3 protein-coding genes are annotated in these 2,759 nt (G+C 72.9%); 2 read left to right on the top strand and 1 reads right to left on the bottom strand.

Annotation, left to right across the window (positions count from 1 at the left end):
• Positions 1-1,407: MFS transporter (locus AOK03_RS05300; protein ID WP_055563984.1), on the top strand; the 1,407-nt coding region annotated here is incomplete at its 5' end.
• On the opposite strand, the gene AOK03_RS05295 is transcribed toward AOK03_RS05300, so the two are convergent.
• A complete protein-coding gene (locus AOK03_RS05295; RefSeq protein ID WP_055563983.1) occupies positions 1,404-1,793 on the bottom strand; it encodes a hypothetical protein in 390 nt (129 codons plus the stop codon). The genes AOK03_RS05300 and AOK03_RS05295 overlap by 4 nt on opposite strands.
• A gap of 213 nt (positions 1,794-2,006) precedes the next feature.
• Here AOK03_RS05295 and AOK03_RS05290 point away from each other — a divergent pair, with 213 nt between their 5' ends.
• Complete coding sequence (locus AOK03_RS05290) at positions 2,007-2,648, top strand: uridine kinase family protein (RefSeq protein WP_107097925.1); 642 nt, start codon at positions 2,007-2,009, stop codon at positions 2,646-2,648.
• Positions 2,649-2,759 lie beyond the last annotated feature (111 nt).

Genomic DNA, 2,759 nt, shown 5'->3' with positions numbered 1-2,759 from the left:
CCGACGATCGTCGGCGACCTCGGCGGCCTCGGCCACTTCTCGTGGGTGGTGACGGCCTACCTGCTCACCGCTGCCGTCTCCACCCCGATCTGGGGCAAGGTCGGCGACCTGTACGGCCGCAAGGGCAGCTATCTGACCTCCATCACGGTCTTCCTCGTCGGGTCCGTGCTCTGCGGACTCGCCCAGGACATGGGGCAGTTGATCGCGTTCCGCGCCCTCCAGGGGCTGGGCGCGGGCGGCCTCTTCGTGGGCGCGATGTCCCTCATGGGGACGCTGCTGACCCCCGCACAGGCAGGCCGTTCGCAATCCATGATCGGCGTCATGCTGCCCGTCGCGATGATCGGCGGCCCGCTGCTCGGCGGCTTCCTCACCGACCAGCTGGACTGGCGCTGGGTCTTCTACGTCAACGTGCCCGTCGGCGCCGTCGCGCTCCTGCTCGTCGGCCTCCTCGTACGGCTGCGCGGCGAACGCCGCACGGCCCGGATCGACTTCGCGGGCGCCGCTCTCCTCACGGCGGGCATCCTGGCACTGACCCTGCTCGGCACCTGGGGCGGCACGACGTACGACTGGATCTCGCCGCAGACCGGCGGCCTCGCGCTGCTCGCGACCGTCTCGCTCGCCGCCTTCGCCCGCGTCGAGCGCGGCGCCCCCGAACCGGTGATCCCGCCCCGTCTGTTCCGCGACCGCAACTTCACGCTCGCCCAGGTCCTCACCTTCCTCGCCGGCGCGGCGATGATGGGCGCGGCCAGCTATCTGCCGCAGTACATGCAGTTCGTCCGCGGCATGTCGTCGACGGAGAGCGGCCTCCTGCTGCTCCCGCTGATGCTGGGCATGATGGGCGCGCAGCTGTACATCGGCCGGGCGGTCGGCAACGGCGGCACGTACCGGGCGTACCCGATCGCGGGCGCGGCCGTCGCCACGGCGGGCGCGCTGGCCCTTCTGACGGTGGGCACGGACACGGCCACGGCCGTGGCGTCCGCACTGACGTTCGTCCTCGGCGCGGGCCTCGGCTGCCTGATGCAGCCGTCCCTGCTGATCACCATGAACAGCGCGGAGCTCCGCGACATGGGGGCCGCCAGCGGTACCAACGCGCTCCTGCGCACCATCGGCGGCTCGCTCGGCGTCGCGGTGCTCGGCTCCGTCTACACCGGCCGCATGACCGACTCCCTCACGGACCGGCTCGGCCCGGACGGCGAACGCCTCGCGGGCGGCGAGCTGACCCCCGCGCTCCTGCACGGCCTCCCCGAGCCGGCCCGGGACGCCTTCCGGGCCGGGGTCACCGGCGGACTCCACGGCGTCATGACCGGCACGGCCGTGCTGTGCGCGCTCACGTTCGCGGCGGCCTGGCTGATCCGCGAAGTGCCGCTGCGGTCAAAGGCGCCGCAATCGCCGGAGTCGTCGGCCTAACTCGGCAGCAGCCCCGCCGCCCCGCCCACCACCGGCAGGTCGCCCAGGGAGGCCCCCGAGGCCAGCGGCCCGGTGACGAAGCCCGTGTCGACCGGCTTGAAGTCCGCGACCTGCGTCCCGAGCGTGTTGTCGAGCGGATCGGCACTGGTGTTGGCCAGCGGGTCCAGCTGGAGGTCCTTGACCGGCGCGAGCCCGCCCGCCGCCGAATGGTGGACCGCCGCCGTGAGGGCCTGCACCGGCGACGCCGCGGGCCCCGGCTCCACCGCACCGGCACTCGCCGTGCCCCCCACCCCGAGCGCCGCACCCGCCGCCGTGACGGTGAGCCCCGCACGCAGCAGCGCGCGCGAACCGGACCGGGGAAGCTTCTTCACTGCGTGTCGTGCCATGGGTACCGCTCACATCCGTGCATCGTAGGGTAATCGAGCGAGCACGTAGCGTAGTTGACGGGCCCGGTCGGAGCCAAAGGCCGACGCGCGGGGCGGGGCCGTGCGGTGACGGGGGAGTCCCATCCCGGGCGCCTCGGTTGATAATGGCTCCCGTCCACGCGGACACACCGTGTCGGGAGATGCGGTCCACCCCGGCTGCAAAGGCTCAGAGAATTGGGTTCCCATCCCCCGATACCGACCCGCGTCGTGCTGCTGACGGGCCCCTCCGGCTCGGGGAAGTCGTCGTTCGCCGCCCGCTCGGGGCTGCCCGTGCTGTGTCTGGACGACTTCTACAAGGAGGCAGGCGACCCCACGTTGCCGCAGGTTCCGGGCAGTTCGGACATCGACTGGGACTCGCCGGCCTCCTGGGACGCCGACGTGGCCGTCGCCGCGATCGAGGAGCTGTGCCGGACGGGGCGCACGAAGGTGCCGGTGTACGACATCTCGATCAGTGCGCGCGTCGGGCAGGAGGCGCTGGACATCGAGCGCACGCCGCTGTTCGTCGCGGAGGGGATCTTCGCGGCGGACATCGTGGAGCGGTGCCGTGAACTCGGCGTGCTCGCCGACGCGATCTGCCTGCGGGGGCGGCCCTCGACCACGTTCCGGCGGCGGCTGCTGCGGGATCTGCGGGAGGGGCGCAAGTCCGTGCCGTTCCTGCTGCGGCGCGGCTGGCGGCTGATGCGGGCCGAGCGGGCCATCGTGGCGCGGCAGACGGCGCTCGGGGCGCACCCCTGCGCGAAGGACGAGGCGTTGGGACGGGTCGCCGCCGCGGCGGCGGGCCGGTGCGTGAAGGTGCGGGCCAAGGCCTCGTCGTAGGCCACGAGGGGCCCTGCGCCCAGAAACGGGCGGGCAAGCAGAAGGACCGGAAAGACCCCCCGGCCTTCCGGTCCTCTACTTGATTCCCCCGTGATTTCCCCCGTGCCACCG

Source organism: Streptomyces atriruber (assembly GCF_001418325.1).
Taxonomy (GTDB): domain Bacteria; phylum Actinomycetota; class Actinomycetes; order Streptomycetales; family Streptomycetaceae; genus Streptomyces; species Streptomyces atriruber.
Note: the sequence above shows the minus strand (reverse complement) of the source record. Positions and strands in the feature narration are given on the sequence as shown.

Bases quoted from the DNA above. Each gene is read 5' to 3' on its own strand.
- AOK03_RS05295 (WP_055563983.1), bottom strand. From the start codon at position 1,793: ATGGCACGACACGCAGTGAAGAAGCTTCCCCGGTCCGGTTCGCGCGCG.